The 20,296-nt window shown below is 72.4% G+C and carries 17 protein-coding genes; 7 read left to right on the top strand and 10 right to left on the bottom strand.

From position 1 onward, the window contains the following. Positions 1-394: 394 nt before the first annotated feature. Positions 395-1,414 (top strand): hypothetical protein, encoded by a 1,020-nt coding sequence (locus tag ACTMS2_RS29095; RefSeq protein WP_441178239.1) that lies wholly within the window; start codon positions 395-397, stop codon positions 1,412-1,414. A gap of 77 nt (positions 1,415-1,491) precedes the next feature. Here ACTMS2_RS29095 and ACTMS2_RS29090 read toward each other — a convergent pair whose 3' ends face one another. The 3 genes from ACTMS2_RS29090 to ACTMS2_RS29080 all read right to left on the bottom strand — a co-directional run bounded on the left by ACTMS2_RS29090 (position 1,492) and on the right by ACTMS2_RS29080 (position 4,519). Then, on the bottom strand, positions 1,492-2,664 hold the full coding sequence (locus ACTMS2_RS29090) for a zinc-dependent alcohol dehydrogenase (RefSeq protein WP_089000665.1): 1,173 nt from the start codon (positions 2,662-2,664) through the stop codon (positions 1,492-1,494). Between the two features lie 26 nt (positions 2,665-2,690). Beyond that, positions 2,691-3,644 (bottom strand): SRPBCC family protein, encoded by a 954-nt coding sequence (locus tag ACTMS2_RS29085; protein ID WP_441178238.1) that lies wholly within the window; start codon positions 3,642-3,644, stop codon positions 2,691-2,693. 239 nt (positions 3,645-3,883) lie between these two features. After that, positions 3,884-4,519, bottom strand: coding sequence for a TetR/AcrR family transcriptional regulator (locus ACTMS2_RS29080; protein WP_441178237.1), 636 nt, complete (start codon positions 4,517-4,519; stop codon positions 3,884-3,886). A 173-nt stretch (positions 4,520-4,692) separates the two neighbouring features. Here ACTMS2_RS29080 and ACTMS2_RS29075 point away from each other — a divergent pair, with 173 nt between their 5' ends. Further along, entirely contained in the window at positions 4,693-5,685 is a 993-nt protein-coding gene (locus ACTMS2_RS29075) for an alpha/beta fold hydrolase (protein WP_441178236.1), read from the top strand. Between the two features lie 144 nt (positions 5,686-5,829). After that, positions 5,830-6,675 carry a CHAP domain-containing protein gene (locus ACTMS2_RS29070; RefSeq protein WP_441178235.1) on the top strand — a complete coding sequence of 282 codons (846 nt, stop codon included), beginning with the start codon at positions 5,830-5,832 and terminating at the stop codon, positions 6,673-6,675. A gap of 99 nt (positions 6,676-6,774) precedes the next feature. Here ACTMS2_RS29070 and ACTMS2_RS29065 read toward each other — a convergent pair whose 3' ends face one another. After that, positions 6,775-7,788 (bottom strand): trypsin-like serine peptidase, encoded by a 1,014-nt coding sequence (locus tag ACTMS2_RS29065; RefSeq protein WP_441178240.1) that lies wholly within the window; start codon positions 7,786-7,788, stop codon positions 6,775-6,777. A gap of 330 nt (positions 7,789-8,118) precedes the next feature. Between ACTMS2_RS29065 and ACTMS2_RS29060 the strand changes: the two genes are divergently transcribed. Beyond that, entirely contained in the window at positions 8,119-9,057 is a 939-nt protein-coding gene (locus ACTMS2_RS29060; protein WP_441178234.1) for an aminoglycoside phosphotransferase family protein, read from the top strand. Positions 9,058-9,168: 111 nt separating this feature from the next. Beyond that, complete coding sequence (locus ACTMS2_RS29055; protein ID WP_441178233.1) at positions 9,169-9,651, top strand: cation:proton antiporter regulatory subunit; 483 nt, start codon at positions 9,169-9,171, stop codon at positions 9,649-9,651. A gap of 56 nt (positions 9,652-9,707) precedes the next feature. On the opposite strand, the gene ACTMS2_RS29050 is transcribed toward ACTMS2_RS29055, so the two are convergent. From ACTMS2_RS29050 to ACTMS2_RS29040, 3 genes are all read right to left on the bottom strand, one after another. Continuing rightward, on the bottom strand, positions 9,708-10,850 hold the full coding sequence (locus ACTMS2_RS29050; protein WP_441178232.1) for a helix-turn-helix domain-containing protein: 1,143 nt from the start codon (positions 10,848-10,850) through the stop codon (positions 9,708-9,710). Next, positions 10,837-10,998, bottom strand: coding sequence for a hypothetical protein (locus ACTMS2_RS29045; RefSeq protein WP_441178231.1), 162 nt, complete (start codon positions 10,996-10,998; stop codon positions 10,837-10,839). Before ACTMS2_RS29045 ends, ACTMS2_RS29050 begins: the two co-directional genes overlap by 14 nt. A 113-nt stretch (positions 10,999-11,111) precedes the next feature. Next, entirely contained in the window at positions 11,112-12,254 is a 1,143-nt protein-coding gene (locus ACTMS2_RS29040) for a helix-turn-helix domain-containing protein (protein ID WP_441178230.1), read from the bottom strand. A gap of 379 nt (positions 12,255-12,633) precedes the next feature. Between ACTMS2_RS29040 and ACTMS2_RS29035 the strand changes: the two genes are divergently transcribed. After that, entirely contained in the window at positions 12,634-13,509 is an 876-nt protein-coding gene (locus tag ACTMS2_RS29035) for an alpha/beta fold hydrolase (RefSeq protein WP_441178229.1), read from the top strand. Positions 13,510-13,586: 77 nt separating this feature from the next. On the opposite strand, the gene treZ is transcribed toward ACTMS2_RS29035, so the two are convergent. Genes treZ through glgX form a run of 3 tightly spaced genes read right to left on the bottom strand, consistent with a single transcriptional unit; the run spans position 13,587 to position 19,760 of the window. Next, positions 13,587-15,320, bottom strand: coding sequence for a malto-oligosyltrehalose trehalohydrolase (gene treZ / locus ACTMS2_RS29030; RefSeq protein ID WP_441178228.1), 1,734 nt, complete (start codon positions 15,318-15,320; stop codon positions 13,587-13,589). Then, positions 15,317-17,641 (bottom strand): malto-oligosyltrehalose synthase, encoded by a 2,325-nt coding sequence (gene treY / locus ACTMS2_RS29025; protein WP_441178227.1) that lies wholly within the window; start codon positions 17,639-17,641, stop codon positions 15,317-15,319. The genes treZ and treY overlap by 4 nt, the downstream gene beginning before the upstream one ends. A gap of 1 nt (position 17,642) precedes the next feature. Beyond that, a complete protein-coding gene (gene glgX / locus ACTMS2_RS29020) occupies positions 17,643-19,760 on the bottom strand; it encodes a glycogen debranching protein GlgX (protein WP_441178226.1) in 2,118 nt (705 codons plus the stop codon). Between the two features lie 330 nt (positions 19,761-20,090). Between glgX and ACTMS2_RS29015 the strand changes: the two genes are divergently transcribed. Then, the coding region (locus ACTMS2_RS29015; protein ID WP_441178225.1) for a glycogen/starch synthase at positions 20,091-20,296 on the top strand (206 nt) is incomplete at its 3' end.

Below are 20,296 nucleotides of genomic sequence, written 5' to 3'. Positions count from 1 at the left end.
GGTGCTGCCACGGACGACTTCCTCCCCACGGCCATCAGACCATGATCAAGAAGCTCCATGAAAGCGGGGGTGGCTCAAGGCCAGGGCAGGCCAAGCCGGGCCGGGCCGGGCCGGCTTGGCGCGGGCGGGAGGGCGGCGGCTGGGACCGTTCCGGAGTTGACCGGCGCCTTGACCGGGGCGGACGGCCGGGGAGATTGCGCACGATGGAAGAACCGGGCCGACGGCGGCCACCCCATGATGAAACGCGGACATCGACCGGCGCCGATCGGGTCCGGAGGGCCGCGCTGACGCGTACACGTCGATCGATGGTCATCGACGCGGCCCGCAGGCGTCGGCGCGGCGCCCGGGTTTCCCTGCGCCGGCCCCTCCCTCCCCCACCACACGAGGAGCGCATGTGACGCAGACCCAGAGGTCCTCCCAGCCGCCCGCCGCGCCCGCCCGGCGCGGGCCTGGCACCACGCTGCTCGGCCACGACGCCACGCGGAGCGGGACGTCCGCGTTCGTCAACGGGCACTTCCCCCGGCGGAGAGGGCTGATCATCCTCCTCAGCGTCCTCGGCGGGTTCCTGCTCACCGTCATCTGGTCGGCGGAGTTCGTGGACCGCACCATCGGCGACAACGTCGCCAACACGCTGCTCGGCCACGACGCCAAGGAGACGCCCATCCAGGGCATCGCGGCCGGCATCCTGTTCGCCTTCGTCTCCGGTATCGCGGGCACGTTCACCGCCTGCAACATCGCCGCGTTCGGCGCGCTGGCCCCGCTGACCGGCACGACGGGCAGCCGGTTCAGCCGGATCGTCGCGCCGCTGAAGCCGCTGGGCTGGATGTCGGTGGGCATGGTCGCCGTGTCCGCCGCCTACGGCGCGGTCGTCGGCCTGGTCGGCACCTCGATGCCGCAGTTCTCCACCGCGCCCAACGCCCCCGGCGGGTTGTCGCCGAGGAGCATCCAGTCCATGGTGGTCTTCGGCGCGATCGGGCTCATCATGATCTACCTCGGTCTGGCCGCGCTGGGCGTCGTGCCGGATCCGTTCGCCCGGATCGCCCGACGGTTCCCCAACGCCCCGATGGTCTTCATGGGCGCGCTGATCGCCGGTTTCCTGATCGGCCGGCCCTTCGCGTTGTTCCGGCAGATGTTCCGCGACGCCGCCGAGAGCGGCAACCCGCTCTACGGGGCGGCGGCGTTCACGCTGCAGTCCCTCGGCAACATCGTCATCATGGCGGTGCTGTTCCTGCTACTGGCCTGGCTCGCCGGCACCCGCCTGCAACGCTGGTTCAGCGCCCGGCCGAGCCGCCTGGCGGTGCTGACCGCGGTCGCGTTCATCGTCGCCGGCGCCTTCACGTTCCTCTACTGGGACGTGCGGCTGCTCGCCCGCCGCGAGATCATCCCCTGGTATCCGACGGCCCCCTGGGCCTGAGCCGGCGCTGACGAGTCCCGGGGACGGCGAGGCCCGCCGCCCCCGGGGTCGGGCCCCGGCGCTGCCCGCCCTCCCGCTCAGACCTTCAGGACGACCTTGCTGCACTCGTCCTGCTTCTTCTGGAAGATCTTGTATCCCTTGGCGGCGTCCTTCAGCGGCATCCGGTGGCTGATGATGAAGCTGGGGTCGATGTCCCCGCGCTGGATGCGCTCGAGCAGCGGACGCGTGTAGCGCTGGACGTGACACTGACCCGTACGCATGATCAGCGAGCGGTTCATGAACGCGCCCATCGGGAACTTGTCGACGAAGCCCCCGTACGCGCCGATCACCGAGACGACGCCGCCGCTGCGGCACGCGAGGATCGCCTGACGCAACGCGAACGGCCGCTCCGTCTCGACCCGGGCGGCCTGCTTGGCCCGGTCGTACGCGTACACGGCGGTGTTGCCGTGGTGCCCCTCCAGACCGACGGCGTCGATGCAGGCGTCCGGTCCCCGGCCGGCGGTCATCTCGTTGAGCGCGTCGAGCACGTCGGTGTCGTCGTAGTTGATGGTCTCCGCGCCGGCGTGCTCCTCGGCCAGCCGCAGCCGGTACGGGTACCGGTCGATGACGATCACCCGCTCCGCACCGAGCATCCGGGCACTGGCGGCGGCGAGCAGCCCCACCGGGCCGGCGCCCCACACGGCGATCACGTCGCCCGGCTTGATGTCGCACATCTCCGCGCCCATGTAGCCCGTGGGCAGGACGTCGGCGAGCATCACCGCCTGGTCGTCGGGCACCTCGTCGGGCACCTTGATCGGGCCGACGTCGGCGAACGGCACCCGGGCGTACTCGGCCTGGCCGCCGGCGTAGCCGCCGAGCAGGTGGGAGTAGCCGAAGATGCCGGCCGGCGAGTGACCCATGATCTTCTCGGCCACACCGGCGTTGGGGTTGGAGTTCTCGCAGACCGAGAAGAGGCCGCGCTGGCAGGAGGAGCAGTGGCCGCAGGCGATGGGGAACGGCACGACCACCCGGTCGCCGGGGCGCAGGTTGCGCACCTGCGGGCCGACCTCCACGATCTCCCCCATGAACTCGTGGCCGAGGATGTCGCCCTTGCGCATGGCGGGGATGTAGCCGTGGTAGAGGTGCAGGTCGGAGCCGCAGATCGCGGTCGAGGTGATCCGTACGATCGCGTCGCGGGCGTTCATGATGGTCGGGTCGGGCACGTCGACGACCTTGACGCTGTCCTTGCCCATCCAGGCGGTGGCCTTCATCGTTCGTCCTCTCGGGTCACGGGCGGTCAGCGGCGGGCGATGGGCAGCGGCTGGGCGGGGCGTTGCATGACCTGCTGGCGTACGGAGATGCCGTCGGGGCTGCCCTCGGAGCGGACCACCTCGCCGGTCTCCACCACCTGCTTGAACCGGCGCAGGTCGTCGCGGACCTGCTGCTCGGGCTCCTCGCCGAACAGCTTCGCCACCGCCCGACCCAGCGCGCCGGCCGGCGGGGCGTAGCGCAGCCGCACCCGGACCTCGGTCCCGCGGTCGCCCGGGGCGGGCACGAACCGCACCCGGCCGGCGTTGGGCACCCGGGTGCCGGGCAGCGAGCGCCAGGCGATCGACCGGTTGGGCTGATCGTCGACGATCTCCGCGTCCCACTCGACCGGGCGGCCGGCCGGTCCGCGCGCGGTCCAGTGCGAGCGGCGCAGGTCCTCGGCGCGTACGCATTCCAGGTGGGTCATGAACCGGGGCAGGTTCTCCAGGTCCCGCCAGAACCGGTACGCCTCGGCCGGGGAACGGTTGACGGTGACCGCGACCTCCATGTCGATCACCCGCCGGCGCGCGGCCTGGGCCCGCCCGGCGCGTACGGCGGCGAACAGGTCCACGGCGGCGATGCCGGCGATGGCGGCGGTGGTGAGGGCGACCCGCCGGCGTCGCTCGCCGCACCGGTCCGCCCAGGCCCGGCCGAGCATGGTGAGGTCCATGGCGTCGCCGGCCACCCGGGTCCACGTCCAGCCGACCGGCCGGCGGCCGGCGAGCAGGCCGGCCGCGTGGGCCAGCTCGCGGGCGCCCACGGCCGGGATGACCGTACGCGCCATGGGTGAGTCGTCCACACCGGTCAGCCGGGCCACCGCGCGCGGGGCCAGCAGCCCGCCCGCGCCGAGGGCGAGGCTGACCACGCCCAGTGCCCGGGGCAGCCCGGTGCCCCGGGCACGTCGGTTCCGCTGGTCCAGCATCATCGGATCGGTCTCGTCCACGTCGCACCACCGTCAGATCGTCCTGGCCCGCCCCGGGGTGGGCCCGGCGGCGGGAAGCCGTCACGCCTGACGCTATGCCCGGGAATCGCCCCACGAACCCCGAATCGGCCCACAACCCGACGCCCGCTACCCGCCCTGTTTCCGCCCCTCGGCCGGGGCCGCGCCGACGACCGCCTCGCGCACGCCGGGCACGGTCGCCGCCGGCACCGCTGCGGCGCGGGCGGGCACCGCCGTACCCGTCAGCGCGCGTCGGGCTCCGGCCGGCGGCGGTACGCCCGGTCCAGGATCGCGATCAGTTCCTCGGCGGCGCGGGCGCCGTCGAACCCGGGTCGAGCGAGCTGCTCGGCGACGATGGCGTCGATCGCGCCGTTGACCATGACGGCGAGCAGCTCGGCGTCAGTGTCCTCGCGGTAGTCCCCGGCCGAGCGCGCCGCCTCGATGAGGTCCACGACGCTCTGCCGCCGGCTGGGCGCGTCCGGCCCGTCGGTGATGCCGGTCTCCTCGGTGATGGCTTCGATGATCATGCGGGCGTGCTCGGGGTGCTCCCGCAGGTGGGCGACGAGCGAGCGGACGTACGCCTCCAGTGCGGCGGCCCCGCGGGCGCGCTCGACGGCCGCGCCGACGTCGGTGGTGAGGGCCTCGATCACCGCCGCGTACGCGGCCTGGACCACGGCGTCCTTGGAGGGGAAGTGGTAGAGCACCGCCGCCTTGGACAGGCCGGCCGCCTCGGCGATGCGCGCCAGCGAGGTGCCGGCGTAGCCGTGGCGGGCGACGAGGTCGGTGGTCACCCGGATGAGCTGGGCGCGACGGGCCTGCTCGGTGATGGTCAGCGGCCGGCGCGACCGGTCCTTGCGGGTGGCGGCGTCCGGCGTCATTCGGCGTCCCTCGAGTGTCGTGGCGGCCCTGCCCGGCCAGGGTAGCCGCGGCACGGACAAGGGTAACCACCCGGTCGGATTTTCTACCGCATGGTAGAAAATCTGACCGAGCGGTAGAATCCTGGGGTGGACAGCGACGTCCACGACCACCACGGCAACGGAAGGTGGGCACCATGCGAGTACGCGTACCTCGGATCAGGCATCGCCGGCGTTGGATCGTCGGCGGCGGCGTCGCGCTCGTCACCACCCTGGCGGTGGCCGCGGGGGTCGCCCTGCACCACCCCGCGCCCGTCGGCTACTACGTCTCCGCGCGGGCGCAGGACCGCTTCCTACGCGCCTACGAACGGGCGATGGCCGACCTGCCCCAGCCGGACCGCACGCTCGACGTGCGGACCAGCTTCGGGGTGGTCCGGGTCTACCACTTCGCCGGCGCCGATTCCTCCCCCGCCGCTCCGCTGCTGCTGCTGCCGGGCCGGGCCGCGCCCTCCCCCGTGTGGGCCGACAACCTGCCCTCGCTGCTGCGCACGCGGAGCGTGTACACGGTGGACCTGCTCGGCGAGCCGGGCATGAGCGTCCAGCAGCGACCGATCGGCTCCGCCCGTGACCACGCGCAGTGGCTGCACGAGCTGCTGCGGGGCCTGCCCGACGAGCGGCTGCACCTGCTCGGCCTGTCCATCGGCGGCTGGACCGCGATGAACCTCGTGGCGCACCGGCCGGAGAAGGTCGCAAGCGTGGTCCTGCTGGATCCGGTCCTGGTCTTCACCGATCTGTCGCCGGCGGCGATCGTCCGCTCCATCCCGGCGAGCGTGCGCTGGTTCCCCCGGTCCTGGCGGGACGACTTCGCGAGTTGGACGGCGAACGGGGCGCCGGTCGAGGACGTCCCGGTCGCCGAGATGATCGAGGCCGGGATGCAGTCGTACGTGCTCAAGCTCTCCGCTCCCGAACGACTCACCGACGAACAGCTCGCCGGCGTGCGGGTGCCGGTCCTCACCCTGCTCGCCGGCAGGTCGCGGATGCACGACACCGCGGCCGGGGCGGCGCACGCCCGGCGCGTCCTGCCGCACGCCGTGGTGAAGGTCTACCCCGAAGCCTCGCACGCCATCAACGGCGAGCATCCGGAGCGGATCGCCGCCGACATCGCCGCGCACCTGGCACCCCTGCCCTGACGCGCGACCCGCCCGCCCGATTGGCCGCCGCTCCCGGTCCCGGATCGCGGCGCGAGCGCCGGACCCGCCCCCGATTGAGGGGTATGGCGATCGATCGATGGCTTGTAGCGTGGGTCCCTCCTCACCCCTAGGAGGGAAGTGATCATGCCCACGGTCACCGCTCGCGTCCTCGGCGCCCTCAGTGCGAGCGTGCTCAGCGCGACTCTCGGCGTCCTGGCGGTCGCCGCGCCGGCCCAGGCCGCGTCGCGCGACGGCACGTGCAACGCCGGCGAGTTCTGTTACTACTTCAACAGCGACCACGCGGGCTCGGTCTCCGACCACGCCGGCTCGCTGGCCGACTACGGCTCGACGCAGCCGGGCTGCTACGAGTTCAAGGGCGCCGGCAGCGGCAAGGGCCAGTGCATCAAGAACAACGCCGCCTCGGCGTGGAACCGCACCGGCAAGACCGTGCGCGTCTACTACAACACCGGCTACAACGGCTCGCACGCGTACCAGGACTTCGCGGCCGGGGCGAAGAAGAACCTCAACTCCACGCTGAAGAACAACAACGCCTCCCACCAGCTCATCTCCGCCGGGGCCAGCTACCCGGCCAGGGACGACTACCCGTACAAGGGGCAGACGTCGGGCATCGACCCGTGGAACTTCTACAAGGGGCAGTGCACCAGTTTCGTGGCCTGGGCGCTGCGCAGCCGCGTCGGCGTCGCCTTCCACAACCAGTACAAGGGCCAGGCGCGGTGGGGCAACGCCAAGGAGTGGGTGGCGGCCGCCGGACGCGCCGGCGTACCGGTGCACAACAGCCCGAGGGCCGGTGACGTCGCGGTGCGCCTGGGCGGCACCTACGGCCACGTCGCCTTCGTGACCAGGGTGAACGCGAACGGCACCTTCGAGATCGACGAGTACAATTACGTCTCTGCCGACAGGTACAGCCATCGGACGGTGTCCGTGGGAACCGCCAACAACCAGTTCTCGAAGTTCATCCGCTTCAAGTGACCCGCCGCCTCGGATCGCCGGTCACACCGTGCGCCGAGGACGCAGCACCCGCGCGCAGAGCCCCGGCCGCACGGCCGGGGCTCTGCCGATCACCTACCCTTACGCCGGGGAGAGACCCTCCGCGAAGTCGTAGAGGCTCTTGATGTCGTCGTCGAAGTACGGCCCGTCGAATTGGCCGTTGCCCGGGTTGTCGCCGTGGCTCACGACGCTGTTGATGAATCCGAGACCATTCTGGTCGTTGTATTCCTGAAGCCAGGGACCGCCGCTGGAGCCGTAGGTCATGTTGCACCACATCCGGATCTGCTGGCCACCTGCGTGCCAGGTGCCGCTCTGGCAGTAGTACTGGCTCTCGCCGCCGCCGAGGTTGGACGGATAGCCCAGCGCGGTCATCAGCGAGATGTTGTAGCCCCAGTTCCAGCGCATGCCGTGGCCGCCCACCGTCTCGACGACCTTCAGGCCCCAGTTACCGCCGTTGTGCATGATGGCGATGGCCATGTCCTCGTCGTAGCTGCTGCTGTTGATCCACGCGGTGCGGGCCGTGAGCTGGTAGGCCACGAAGGTGCCGAACGGCCGCGCGCCGTCGCGGTAGCGCGGCACGAACTGCCAGTTGCTGTACCACTGGCCGCCGGCGCCCTGGTGCACGCAGTGCCCGGCGGTCATGACCAGTCGCGCCTTGCCGCTGGCGACCGCGCTGGCGGAGCAGGAGGCGCCGCCGCCGTTGGGGGTGGTGAAGTAGACCTTGCCGACGACCGCCGACTCGTTGAGCTGGATGCCGACGTCGGCACCGCTGGCGACGCTCGGCCGCACCGGCGCGACCGAGCCGGCCGGCCCGTCGGGCTTCGGCGCCCGGCTCAGCGACTCGGTGGCGTTCGCGGACTTCGCGATGTCCAGGTCGACGGCGCTCGCCATCCGCTGCGGCGTCCAGAACGCGGCGACCTCCTCGGCGATCTTCTCGTTGGTGATCGCGCGGCCGTCACTGGTGCGGGCGACGGTGGTGGTGTTGCCGTTCTTCTCGACCGCGGTGGGCTTCGCCTGGGCGACCGCCGGGACGGTCAGTACCAGCGCGAGCGCCAGGCTGGCCGATGCGGACCAGCGTAGGGTTGATCTCAACAGGTGCCCCCTTTTTCGGGTACTCCAACTAGGACCAGCGAAACCTATCGATCGAATTACTTTGATCGCAACGTAATGGAATGACAGGTAATTGACACTGGCTCCCCGGCGACCGGAAACGCCCACCGCCGGTGACAAACAAAGCGTGCCCACCCCGAACAGAAGCCTCGAAATTGACCTCGCAAATCCCATTGCCGCGAATCCGCGCTCTCGATTTGAGGGCGCGCTCTGCTGTCGACAGGTGGGAATTGCGATTGCCTCCCGTCAGCCTCAGACGACTACGGTGGTGGCGCCAAGCGCACTATTCGTCGTCGGACGGGCAAGGATGTCTCAGTGAGCAACACCCCGCACCTCGGCCCCGCACCCCAACGCCTCACCGTCGACGCGGACCAGGTGCGTCGGCTCGTCGCTGACCAGTTCCCTCAGTGGGCCGGCCTCCCGGTCCGGCCCGTCGCCAACGGCGGCTGGGACAACTGGACCTTCCACCTCGGCACGCGGATGTCGGTGCGTCTGCCCAGCGCAGCCGAGTACGCCCTGGCGGTCGACAAGGAACACCGGTGGCTTCCGGGGCTCGCTCCCCGGCTCCCGCTGCCCATCCCCACCCCGCTGGCGAGAGGCGGCCCCGGCGCGGGCTACCCCTACCCATGGTCGGTGTACCCGTGGCTCGACGGCGAGCCGGCGAGCGCGGACAGCATCGCGGACCCGGTCCGGTTCGCGCTCGACCTGGCCGGGTTCCTGGCGGCCCTTCAGAGCGTCGACACCACCGACGGTCCCCGCCCCGGCAAGCACAACTGGTTCCGGGGTGGCACGCTGCGCACCTACGAGGGGGAAGCTCAGCGCGCGCTCACGGCACTCGACGGCCACGTCGACGTCGAGCTGGCCCGCGAGATCTGGCAGGGCGCATGCGACGCCCGCTGGGACGGTGTGGACAGCTGGTTCCACGGTGACGTCGCCCAGGGAAACCTCCTGCTCATCGATGGAGAGCTGGCGGCTGTCATCGATTTCGGCACGAGTGGCGTCGGCGATCCCGCCTGCGACCTGGCCATCGCGTGGACACTGCTGACCGCCGACGGTCGGCAGGCGTTCCGGGAGCGGTTGTCGGTCGACGAGGCGACATGGGCGCGGGGGCGCGGCTGGGCCCTCTGGAAGACGCTCGTCACCTGCGCCCACGCCCTGGGCGACGCCGACGCGCAGGCCGCGAGCGCGCTGCGCGTCCTCGGCGAGATCTTCTCCGATTACACGGCCGGCGCCGCCACCACAGCCAAGCCGTGAGCAGCCACCACGCCCGGCTGGACAGCACCGCCATCGTCGCGATCCCGGCCGGAGCACTAGGCTGGGTGTCCAGGTATCCGACTACGGCGGTCGCCCTCGGAAGGTGGAAACGTGGACCTGGAGAGGACCCGGCTGTTCGGCGTCGGAGAGTCGTACTCGTTCGTCACGGGGACGGGCCAGCGAGGCGCCGTCATCGTGCACTTCGACGGCCGACGCGACATCGTGCTCTACGACGCCGCTGACCCCGAGACCGTCCAGCACACGTTGACGCTGGAGAGCACGGAGGCGCGGACGATCGCCGACCTGCTCGGCCTTCCGCTGGTCATGGACAACCTGACGGAGTTGGTCCCGCCGCTGGAGGGCGTCGAGACCGTCCGCATGCCGATCCCCGCCCGCTCGCCGTACCTCGGGCGCAACCTCGGTGACACGCGCGCGCGGACCCGCACCGGCGCGTCGATCGTCGCGGTGGTCCGCGACGGTCGCGTGATCCCGTCGCCGGGTCCCGACTTCACCCTCCAGTCCGGTGACTCGCTGGTGGCCGTCGGCGACGGCGCCAGCCTCGTCGCGATCCGCGAGCTCCTCACCAACGGCTGACCCGCCACCGCCGGCGGCACGCTGGTCGTTTGCCGCACGCCCCGGTGCCGGTCCGGTCAGCGGGTCACGCCGACCAGCGTCGCCAGGCGCGCCACGCCGGCCGGCGCCGGGTGGGCCCGGGCGACCTCCGCGACGACCGTACGCGCCAGCGGCCGGCACCGGACCTCGGCGGGCGCGACGGCATCGGCCTCGACCAGCGCCCGCCCGGCCCCGGACAGGTCGCCGACCTGGAGGTACGCCCGCGCCGCGTCCACCAGGCACGCGGCCCGGCACCCGGCCGGCAGTCGCTGCCACGCCGGTCCCCGTACCGCCTGCTCGTGCCGGCGCACCGCCTCCCCCGCGTCCCCCCGTTCGAGGGCCGCCACCACCCGGGCCGCCTCGACGGCGCCCGGCCCGAAGCCGGTCCGGTGCGGGTCGTCCCCGGCGACCCGCACGGCCAGCTCGGCGGCCCGCTCGACCAGTTCCTCGCTGCGGTGGGCGTCGCCGCAGCCGGCGGCGGCCAGCGCGGCCTGGAGCAGCAACGCCCCGTGTACCGCCTCCGACGCGGGCGCGGCGCGTCGGGCGGCGGCCAGCGTCGCCACCAGCGCCAGCCGGTCGCGGTCCAGCGCGCGCAACGCCTGACCGACCGACACGCCCGCCGCCCCCGCCAGCGCCGCATCGCCGCCCGCCACCCCCACCGCCCGGTCGGCGGCCAGCCACCCCAGGTCGGCCTCGCCGAGCTTCACCAGCACCGACGAGGTGATCCGGTACGCCTGCACCAGCAACCCCGGCTCCTGCGCCCGCACGCCCTGCGCGGCGTGCAGCAGCCTCGGCAGCAGCCGCACCACCTGGGCGTAGCGCGCGTGCTGGTAGGTCAGCCAGGCGTGCGCGACGTGCCGGCCCGTCTCCGCCACCGACGTCGTCGCGCGATGCTCGTCGTAGCGGGCGAGGGCGGCCCGGATGCCGTCGACCCCGTCCACCGGGCCGGTCCCGATCGGCGGCGGGCGGTGCTCGCCGAGCAGCACCAGCGGGTCGACCCGCAGCACCCGCGCGATCTCCTGGATCACCGGGTACCGGTCGAGCGGCCGTACGCCCCGCTCGGTCTTGTCCACCCAGCTCTTCGACCTGCCGAGCCGGTCGGCGAACATCTGCTGCGTCATCCGCCGCCGCGCCCGCCAGCGGGCGACGCGGCGACCGATCGGCTCGTCAGCGCTGGTCACGCCGCCACCGCCGGTCCGGCACCGCCCGGGTGGTCTCCTCCACCGGTACGCGCTCCGCCTCGGCCTGGTCCAGGAGGCGCTGCTTGGCCGCCTCCCGCTCCGCGGCGTCGACCTGCTCGCCCCGGCTCGCCGAACCGTCGACTCCCATCCGCACCTCCATCGATCGAGGGCGCGACGACGGATCGGAGTACCGCCATGTCGCCGTCACCCACGGTCATCGTGTGCTGGGCGGTGGGTGGCAGAGCAGGCGAAACGCGTCCGCTACGGCATCGCGGACAGGTCGAGCCGGTGGGCTGCCTCGGCCACCTCACTAGACAGTTGTCGGGAGGCAGCGGCAGTCGCGATGGCGTCGGCCGTCGCCAAGGTCTCACGGGCCGCCGCCGTGTCACCATCCTGCGCCTGCGCCACGGCGAGATGCACCAGGTTGCGACCGTGCCAGTCCGCTCCGCTTGCCTCCTGGTTAACCCCCGCGACACCGGCCGTCAGCAACGCCAGCGCCCGGTCGTTGGCGCGGCTGTCAGCCTCGCCGAGGTATCGCCAGACGATGCCCTCCTGCACGGTGAAAAACGACGGCGTGTACCAGTAGCCCCACGGGGACAGCGGTTCTTCCGCCGCTTGGGCCGAGACGTCCGACGCTTCCGACAGGCAAGCGAGCACTTCGGAGGTCCCAGCCCCGGCCATGGCGAGGCCCCTGGCCTCCTGCCCGGCGCAGTAAGCCCGCAGCGCCGCGTTCACGGCTTGGTCCCGCCGCGCGGCTCGGGAGGATCTGATCATCGCGGGCAGGTCGCTGCGCAGCTCCGCCTGGTGTCCCTGAAAGGACAGCACCGTCGCGACGAGATCGTTGTTGCCGGCCTCGGTCGCCCAGTCCAAGGCCCTCGCGTGCCACACCGTTGCCGCACGTTCCTCTCCCCGCGCGATGCTCAGCCAACCCGCGAACTGTGCCCACTGCGCCGCCATGTCGAGCACACTCGGCCGCACGTCGTGCCGAGCGTCCCTGAGCAGACAGGCAGCGGTGTCGAGGTGGGCGCGTACCGGGGCCATGATCGGCCCGGAACCGATGGCGTCCTCCAGCCGCCGGTAACCCGCGAGCAGACCGGCGAGCGCTCGCACCGCAGCGTGGTCGACCCGACGTGGATGCGCCGTCACATACGCCAGGCGCTCACCACCATCGGGCGCGTCAGCGACCAGCCCGGTCAGGGCGCCGTGTGCTTGAAGCGCGTTGTCGAGCCGGACAACCATGTCCACCGTGGGCTTCGTCCGTCCCACCTCCAGTTGGTGGATGAGGCTCTTGCCATAGTTCACACTGGCCGCGAGTTGCCGCAACGACATGCCTCGCGCCTCGCGGAGCCGTCGCAGCTCGGCTCCGAACCTTGGGTCGACGATCGTCCTTGCGCGTGGGGGCATTGCGGCTCTCCTACGTCACGTCAGCCTCGGCGGTCACTACAGCCGGCGACCCTGCGGTCATCGACCGTACTCCTACCCGGCGATCGGAGGCACCGTGACCAACCGCCCCACACCAAGTTGGCACAGCTTCATGAGCCGCACTGCCGCCGAACGGGTCCGGCACCAACAAGTCACGGTCGCCCGCCGAACGCGCACGCGTGGACCTCGATCCCGGCGTACCGGTCCGGGGTCAGCAGGGCCAGGAGCCGGCCCGGTCGCGGTGGTAGCAGAAGAACTCCATACCGCAGATCCTGACGCCGGTGCCGGTGCCCGAGGCAGGTGGGTACCCCTCCCGCGTGTGGCGCCCGATCTGTCACCCCCCGGTCGTACGCTCGCCGGCATGACGACGATGGAGACCCACACACTCGCCGTGCCCGGCGTCGACCTTGTCTACGACGTACGCGAACCCCAGTCGGCCACCGGCGAGCACCGGACGCTGCTCATGATCGGCCAGCCGATGACGGCGGAGGGCTTCGGCGCGCTCGCGGCCCACTTCACCGACCGGATGGTCGTCACCTACGACCCGCGCGGGCTGGGCCGCAGCGTCCGCAGCGACGGTCGGACGGACCACACGCCGCAGCAGCAGGCGGCCGACCTGCACCTGCTGATCGAGGCGCTCGGCGCGGCTCCGGTCGACGTGTTCGCCAGCAGCGGCGGGGCGGTGACCGCGCTGGAGCTGGTCGCGTCCCACCCCGGCGACGTCGGCACGCTGGTGGCGCACGAGCCGCCGATCAACTCCGTGCTTCCCGACGCGGCGGCGGCCGAGCGGGCGCGGGCGGCCTTCCACGAGGCGTACCAGACGAAGGGCGGCGGCGCGGGCATGGCCGCCTTCATGGCGATGGTCTCCTGGCAGGGCGAGTTCACCGACGCCTACTTCGCCCAGCCCGCGCCCGACCCGGCGGCGTTCGGTATGCCGAGCGAGGACGACGGCTCCCGCGACGATCCGCTGCTGTCGAAGGCTTCCTGGGCGATCAGCGACTACCGGCCCGACGCGGCGGCGCTCACGGCGGCGCCGACCCGGATCGTGATCGCGGTCGGCGAGGAGACGGTGGGGACCTACACGGCGCGTACGGCCGTCGCCACCGCGGAGCTGCTCGGCCAGGAGGCCGTGGTGTTCCCGAGCCACCACGGCGGCTTCCTCGGCGGCGAGTTCGGCTACGCGGGCAAGCCCGCCGAGTTCGCGGCCAAGCTGCGTGAGGTGCTGGACGCCGGCTGACCAGCGCCGGCGGTGGGCAGGCCGATCGCCGCCGGCAGCGGCACCACTGCCGGCGGTGAAGCTACGTCGAGCGCCGCTCAGAGCGCCACGATGGCCGCCGTCTCCGCCGGCAGCTCGATGCGGTCGCGCATCACGGTGACCCCCTCGCCGGTGGCGAGCAGCACGCGGCGCGCCACCCCCGGCAGCGTGATCCGCTGCGGCTTGGCGGCCAGGTTCGCCGCCACCAGCGTCTCGCCCCGGCGCATCACCAGGAACTGGTCGCCGGGGCGGACGTCGACCCGGTCCAGCCGAGGATCGGTCAGGTCGGCCCGGCTCTTGCGCAGCGCGATGAGCCGCTTGTGGAACTCGTACATCTCGCGGTGTTCGGGTTTGTCCAGCTCGGCCCAGTCGAGCCGGGAGCGGACGAAGGTCTGCGGGTCCTGCGGGTCCGGCACGTCGCCCTCCGGCCAGCCGTGTGCGGCGAACTCCCGCTTGCGGCCGGTGGCGACGGCGGTCGCCAGCTCCGGCTCGGGGTGGCTGGTGAAGAACTGCCACGGGGTGCTGGCCGCCCACTCCTCCCCCATGAAGAGCATCGGGGTGAACGGGGCGGTGAACAGCAGCGTCGCGCCGACGCGCAGCAGCCCCGGGGAGAGGGTGGCGGAGATCCGGTCGCCGGTGGCCCGGTTGCCGATCTGGTCGTGGTTCTGCAGGTACGCGACGAACCGGTGGCCCGGCGTGCGCTGCCGGTCGACGGGCCGCCCGTGGTGGCGGTTGCGGAAGCTGGACCAGGTGCCGGCGTGGAAGAACCCGCCGGTCAGCACGTCGGTGAGGCATTCGAGGGAGCCGAAGTCGCCGTAGTAGCCCTGCCGCTCGCCGGTGAGCAGGGTGTGCAGGGCGTGGTGGGCGTCGTCGTTCCACTGGGCGTGCAGGCCGAAGCCGCCGGCCTCGCGGGGCGTGATCAGGGTGGGGTCGTTGAGGTCGGACTCGGCGATCAGCGACAGCGGCCGGCCCAGGTGGGTGGAGAGCGCCTCGACCTCGATCGCCACCTCCTCCAGCCATCCGGTGGCGCGGGAGTCGGGCATGGCGTGCACGGCGTCGAGCCGCAGGCCGTCGACGTGGTAGTCGCGCAGCCACATCAGGATGCTGTCGACGATGTAGCGGCGTACGCCGTCGGAGTGCGGGCCGTCGAGGTTGACGGTGCGGCCCCAGGTGTTGCTCTGCTCGGTGAGGTACGGCGCGAACATCGGCGCGTAGGCCCCGGAGGGCCCGAAATGGTTGTAGACGACGTCGAGGATCACCCCCAGGCCCTTGGCGTGGGCGGCGTCGACCAGTCGTTTCAGGCCGTCCGGCCCGCCGTAGGGCTGGTGCGGGGCATACCAGCAGACCCCGTCGTAGCCCCAGTTGTGCTCGCCGTTGAAGGCGTTGACCGGCAGCAGCTCGATCATGTCGACGCCGAGGTCGACGAGGTGGTCGAGGCGGCCGATGGCGGCGTCGAAGGTGCCCTCGGGGGTGAACGTGCCGACATGCAGCTCGTAGAGGACGGCGCCGGGCAGCTGCCGGCCGGTCCAGGCCTGGTCGGTCCACTCGAACGCCGCGTGGTCGTAGCGGCGGCTCGGCCCGTGCACGCCGTGCGGCTGCCAGGGCGAGCGGGGGTCGGGCAGCGCCCGCTCGTCGTCGTCGAGCAGGAAGGCGTAGTCGGTGCCGGGGCCGGCGGCGGGCACCTCGACCCGCCACCAGCCGTCGGAGCCGGCGCGCATCTCGTGGTCGGCCGCGCCCGGCAGGCGCAGCCGGACGCGGGCGGCCTGCGGCGCCCACACCGTGAACTCGGTCATGACGAAGCCTCCACGGACTCGGCGGTGGGAGCCAGCAGCGCGACGGGATAGGTGGCCAGCAGGTCGGCCAGCAGGGTCTGCCCGCCACTGTAGGACCGGCCCGTGAACAGGTCGGTCACCTCGTGAACGGGAAGTGACAGGGTGGTGTCGCCCCAGCCGCCGGCGCGGGCCAGCCCGAGCGGCAGCCGGGTGGCGACCGCGACCGCGCCGCCCCGGTCGAAGGCCAGCGCGTGCCGCCCGGCACGCCCGTGCGCGGGCACCGGCCGGTAGCCGGTGAACAGCTCCGGGCGGTCGCGACGCAGCCGCAGGGTCCGCGACACCACGAGCAGCTTCGCCGCGCCGTCCGCGTCCACCGGCGGGGGCGGGCCGGCGTCGAGGCGGGCCAGCAGCTCCCGGCGTACGGCGAAGTCGACCGGGCGGCGGTTGTCGGGGTCGACCAGCGAGTTGTCCCACAGCTCGGTGCCCTGGTAGGTGTCGGGCACGCCGGGCATGGCGAGCTGCACGAGCTTCTGCCCGAGCGAGTTCGACCAGCCGGCGGGGGCGATCTCGTCGGCGAAGGCGGTCAGCTCGGCGTGCAGCTGCGCATCGTCGTACATCGCGTCGACCACGTCGTGCATGGCCCGCTCGAAGACCGGGTCGGGGTCGGCCCAGCTCGTGGCGGCCGACGCCTCGCGGGCGGCCTTCTCGACGTACGCGTGCAGCCGCTCCCGCTCGATCGGCCAGGCGCCCACGGCGGTCTGCCAGAGCAGGTGCGCGAAGGCGGGGTCGGGCAGCGGCGCGCGGGCCGTCCACCGGCCCACGAGGTCGGCCCAGCGCCCGGGCAGCTCGCTGAGTACGGCGAGGCGGGCCCGGACGTCCTCGGAGCGCTTGGTGTCGTGGGTGGAGAGGGTGGTCATGCTCGCCGGCCAGCGCACCTGCCGGGCGGCGGCGAAGCGGTGGAACTCGGCCGGCGGCACGCCGAAGTGCGCGGGGCTGCCGCCGACCTCGTTGAGCGCGACGAAGCGGCTCCACCGGTAGAAGGCGGTGTCCTCCACCCCCTTGGCCATGACCGCGCCGGTGAACTGCGGGAAGCGCTTCGCCAGTTCGTCGTCGGGGTCGCGCAGCCGGCGGGTGAGCGCGTCCAGCGCGGCGGTCAGGTCGGGGCGGCGGCGGCCGGCCTCGGCGCGGGCGGCGGCCAGGTGCCGGGCACCGTGCGGCGGGTAGCCCCGGTAAACGGCGAAGGCGGCGGCCAGCTCGGCCAGCCCCGCCCGGGCCGCGTCGCGCTCGACGTCACCGGCGAGCGCGGCGAGGCGGTTCAGCTCGGTCGCCAGCAGCCGGGTGGCGGCGGCGAGCTTGGTGTCGTGGGTGAGGTCCTGCCAGGAGGTGTGCCGCCCGACGAGGTGGGTGTCGAGGGCGGTGAAGTCGCCCTGGGCGTCGGGGTCGACGAAGAGCCCGCAGACGGCGGCGAGGGCGTCGTAGCCGGTGGTGCCGTCCACCGGCCAGTCCGGCAGCTCCTCGCCGTACTCCAGGATCTTCTCCACCACCAGCCACGCGTCGGGCGCGGCGGCGCGCAGCCGGGCCAGGTAGCCGGCCGGGTCGCGCAGCCCGTCCGGGTGGTCGACGCGGATGCCGTCGACCTCGCCGGCCGCCGCCCACCGCAGCACCAGCTCGTGGGTGGCGGCGAAGACCTCCGGGTCCTCCACCCGCAGCCCGGCCAGGTCGGAGACGGCGAAGAACCGGCGGTACGTCAGCTCGGCGTCGCCGCGCCGCCAGGAGACCAGCTCGTAGTGCTGCCGGTCGTGCACCTGCCGGGGGTCGCCGTCGCCGGTGCCGTCGGCGACCGGGAAGCGGTGCTCGTGGTAGCGCAGTTCCCCGTCGGCGAGCTTGAGGTCGTCGAGGGCGTCCGGGGAGTCGGCGAGCACCGGCAGCAGCAGCCGGCCCCGGTCCCAGTCGACGTCGAACCAGCCCGCGTACGCCGAGTCGCGGCCCCGGCGCAGCACGTCCCACCAGGCGGGGTTGGCGGCGGGCACGGCCACCCCGACGTGGTTGGGCACAATGTCGACGACCAGGCCGAGACCGGCGGCGCGCAGCGCCCGCAGCAGCCGCTGCCGGGCCGCCTCGCCGCCCAGCTCCGGGTTGACGGCGCGGTGGTCGACCACGTCGTAGCCGTGCGCGGAGCCGGGGGTGGCGGTGAGCAGGGGCGCGCTGTAGAGGTGGGTGACGCCGAGGCCGGCCAGGTAGTCGGCCAGCTCGGCGGTGGCGTCCAGGTCGAACCCGGGGCGCACCTGCACCCGGTAGGTGGCGCCCACGCGGGGCGCGTCGGGTCGAGGGGTGCTCGACATGTCAGGCCGTCCTCTCCAGCACCACCACGCAGCGGTCGGGTACGCAGAGGCTGCCCCCCGCCTCGACCACCGTGGTCTTCTCCGGTTCCGGTTCCGCGGTGCTGATCACCATCTCCCAGCGCTGCCCGAACTCGGGGCCGGGGACGGTGAAGTCCAGCGGCGCGTCGTGGGCGTTGAAGCAGAGCAGGAAGGAGGCGTCCACGTGCCGCTGGCCGTACGGGCCGCGCTCGCGGATGCCCTCGCCGTTGACGAAGAGCGCGACGGAGCGGCCGAAGTCGTTGCCCCAGTCCTCGCCGGTCATCTCCCGCCCGTCGGGGGTGTACCAGGCCAGGTCCGGCAGGGGCTCGTCGACCAGCCGGGAGCGCACCGGCAGGCCGGTGAAGAAGCGCCGCCGGCGGAACACCTGGTGGCGGCGGCGGAAGTCGACCAGCTTGCGGGTGAACTCCAGCAGCTCGGTGTCGGCGTCGTCCCAGTCGATCCAGGCCAGCTCGCTGTCCTGGCAGTAGGCGTTGTTGTTGCCGCGCTGGGTGCGGCCCAGCTCGTCGCCGTGGCCGATCATCGGCACGCCCTGCGACAGCACCAGGGTGGCCAGGAAGTTGCGCCGCTGCCGGGCCCGCAGGGCGCGTACGGCCTCGTCGTCGGTGTCGCCCTCGACGCCGCAGTTCCAGGACCGGTTGTGGCTCTCGCCGTCGCGGTTGTCCTCGCCGTTGGCCTCGTTGTGCTTGTCGTTGTACGACACCAGGTCGCGCAGCGTGAACCCGTCGTGGCAGGTGACGAAGTTGATGCTGTGGAAGGGGCGGCGCCCGTCGTCCTGGTAGAGGTCGGCGGACCCGGAGATGCGGGAGGCGAACTCGGCCAGGGTGGCCGGCTCGCCGCGCCAGAAGTCGCGCACGGTGTCGCGGTACTTGCCGTTCCACTCGGTCCACACCGGCGGGAAGTTGCCCACCTGGTAGCCGCCCGGGCCGACGTCCCACGGCTCGGCGATCAGCTTGACCTGGCTGACCACGGGGTCCTGCTGCACCACCTCGAAGAAGGTGGAGAGGCGGTCGACCTCGTAGAACTCGCGGGCCAGGGTGGCGGCGAGGTCGAAGCGGAACCCGTCGACGTGCATCTCGGTCACCCAGTAGCGCAACGAATCCATGATCAGTTGCAGCGAGTGCGGGCTGCGCACGTTGAGGCTGTTGCCGGTGCCGGTGTAGTCGACGTAGTAGCGGCGGTCGTCCTCGCTGAGCCGGTAGTAGCTGGCGTTGTCGACGCCCTTGAAGCTCAGCGTCGGGCCGAGGTGGTTGCCCTCGGCGGTGTGGTTGTAGACCACGTCGAGGATGACCTCGATGCCGGCGGCGTGCAGCGCCTTGACCATGCCGCGGAACTCCTGCACCTGCTGGCCGAGGTGCCCGAGCGCCGAGTAGCCGTGGTGCGGGGCGAAGAAGCCGATGGTGTTGTAGCCCCAGTAGTTGCGCAGCCCCAGGTCGGTCAGCCGGTGGTCGTGCACGAACTGGTGCACCGGCATCAGCTCGACGGCGGTCACGCCGAGCTTCGTCAGGTATTCGATCATCGGCGGCGAGGCGAGGCCCGCGTACGTGCCGCGCAGCTCCTCGGGGATGTCCGGGTGGCGCATCGTCAGGCCGCGCACGTGCGCCTCGTAGATCACCGAGTGGTGGTAGGGGATGCGCGGCGGCGAGTCGTTGCCCCAGTCGAAGTACGGGTTCACCACCACCGACTTCGGCATGAACGGCGCCGAGTCGGTCGTGTTCATCCGCTCCGGGTCGCCGTGCTCGTAGTCGTAGACGGCCGGGTCCCACCGCACGTCGCCGTCGACCGCCTTGGCGTACGGGTCGAGCAGCAGCTTGGCCGGGTTGCAGCGCAGCCCGTTCGCCGGGTCGTACGGGCCGTGCACCCGGTAGCCGTAACGCTGCCCCGGCTCGATGCCGGGGATGTACGCGTGCCAGACGTACGCGTCGACCTCGCGCAGCTCGACGCGCCGCTCCGCCCCGGTGTCCCACTCGTCGAACAGGCACAGCTCGACCCGCTCGGCCACCTCGGAGAAGATGGCGAAGTTGGTGCCCATCCCGTCGTAGGTGGCCCCGAGGGGGTACCGCTCACCCGGCCAGACCTGCATGTCGCTCCTTCGCGAGATCATGAGCGCGCACCGCACCATGAGCGCACCACACGGCGGGGGCCGGCGGCGCGTGCGCGGGTATTGCCCCGCACGTTCCGCCGCCAATCCACCCGATCGGTCGATGACCGGAATCCACCCGACTGACCCGACCCGGGACTTTCAGGTGTCCTCCGTCACCTTGGCCCCTTTCGAGATGCGGGATCGGCCCGGATGCCTTTTGCTTGTCGCGGGGCGCGCCCGCGCGTCTCCCGTCGGCCCTTCGGCCATCCCCACCACTGTTTCGCCGCCACCGCCGTCGGCGCGTTCCACCATGCATGGACGGAGATTGATGTGACGACCCTGCGGGTCGAGCAGCCCACCACCACCCCGGGTCGGGTCCACCGGCCCACCCTCACCTCCCGGCCCCAGATCCCGACGGCGGCCGGACCGGGCACGCCCCCGCAGACGCGCCGCATCCTCATGCTCTCCTGGGAGTACCCGCCGGTCCTGGTCGGCGGGCTCGGCCGGCACGTGCACGCCCTGTCGGTCGCCCTGGC

Source organism: Micromonospora sp. SD12 (genome assembly GCF_052068495.1).
In the GTDB taxonomy this organism is placed as follows: Bacteria; Actinomycetota; Actinomycetes; order Mycobacteriales; family Micromonosporaceae; genus Micromonospora; species Micromonospora echinofusca.
The sequence above is the reverse complement of the archived record's forward strand: the minus strand, read 5'-3'. Positions and strand labels throughout refer to the sequence as shown.

Excerpts from the sequence above, each read along its gene's own strand:
- glgX (WP_441178226.1), bottom strand. The coding sequence starts at position 19,760 with ATGCAGGTCTGGCCGGGTGAGCGGTACCCCCTCGGGGCCACCTACGAC.
- ACTMS2_RS29035 (WP_441178229.1), top strand. The coding sequence starts at position 12,634 with ATGACGACGATGGAGACCCACACACTCGCCGTGCCCGGCGTCGACCTT.
- treZ (WP_441178228.1), bottom strand. The coding sequence starts at position 15,320 with ATGACCGAGTTCACGGTGTGGGCGCCGCAGGCCGCCCGCGTCCGGCTG.
- ACTMS2_RS29080 (WP_441178237.1), bottom strand. The coding sequence starts at position 4,519 with ATGACGCCGGACGCCGCCACCCGCAAGGACCGGTCGCGCCGGCCGCTG.
- ACTMS2_RS29090 (WP_089000665.1), bottom strand. The coding sequence starts at position 2,664 with ATGAAGGCCACCGCCTGGATGGGCAAGGACAGCGTCAAGGTCGTCGAC.
- treY (WP_441178227.1), bottom strand. The coding sequence starts at position 17,641 with ATGTCGAGCACCCCTCGACCCGACGCGCCCCGCGTGGGCGCCACCTAC.
- ACTMS2_RS29070 (WP_441178235.1), top strand. The coding sequence starts at position 5,830 with ATGCCCACGGTCACCGCTCGCGTCCTCGGCGCCCTCAGTGCGAGCGTG.
- ACTMS2_RS29075 (WP_441178236.1), top strand. The coding sequence starts at position 4,693 with ATGCGAGTACGCGTACCTCGGATCAGGCATCGCCGGCGTTGGATCGTC.
- ACTMS2_RS29040 (WP_441178230.1), bottom strand. The coding sequence starts at position 12,254 with ATGCCCCCACGCGCAAGGACGATCGTCGACCCAAGGTTCGGAGCCGAG.
- ACTMS2_RS29045 (WP_441178231.1), bottom strand. The coding sequence starts at position 10,998 with ATGGGAGTCGACGGTTCGGCGAGCCGGGGCGAGCAGGTCGACGCCGCG.